Below are 674 nucleotides of genomic sequence, written 5' to 3'. Positions count from 1 at the left end.
GCCCACCGTGATGGTGGGTACCGTCGAGCTGACGCCGTAGGCGTGCGAAGCACTGCCGCTGGCGCTGTTGCCCGCCGTATCGCGCGTCACCACGCTGGCTTCGACGGTGGTGTCTGCGTCTGCGGCCAGGTCCGAACCTGCCACGTCGATGCTCCAGGCACCGCCTGCGTCCACGGTGCCGCTGTAGCTGACACCGTTGATCACCAGGGTGACCACGTCGCCGGCTTGCGTGCCGGTGGTCGTGCCGCTCACCGCCACGGTCGAAGCCGCTTCCGCGTTGTTGATCACGTTGTCTGCCGTGATGGCATCGACCGCAATGGTCGGGGCCACCGGTGCCACGCTGTCCATCTCGGCGCTCGCGCTGTCGCTGGCCGGGTTGCCGGCCGCGTTGCTGACGTTGGCCGTGACCGTGATCGTGCCGTTGGTCAGGCCACTCAGGTCGGCCGCTTCGGCCGTCCAGGTATTGCCGTTGACCGTGCCCGTGACGACCACGCTGTTCACGCCATCGCTGAAGGTCAGCGTGACGGTCTGGCCGTCTTCCACATTCGTGGTCGTGCCGCTCACCACCAGGGCTTCGGCCTCGGCTGCGTTGATCACGCCGTCGCCAGCGATCGGGCCGCCCACCGTGATGGTGGGTACCGTCGAGCTGACGCCGTAGGCGTGCGAAGCACTGC

Annotated in this window: 1 protein-coding gene; it reads right to left on the bottom strand. The window is 68.1% G+C overall.

Features of this window, described 5'->3' with window-relative positions:
• Nucleotides 1-674 (bottom strand): Ig-like domain-containing protein (locus AC1D2E_RS36050; RefSeq protein WP_478201819.1); only part of this gene is annotated, 674 nt, incomplete at both ends.

The organism is Variovorax sp. P1_H2 (assembly GCF_056405295.1).
Note: the sequence above shows the minus strand (reverse complement) of the source record. Positions and strands in the feature narration are given on the sequence as shown.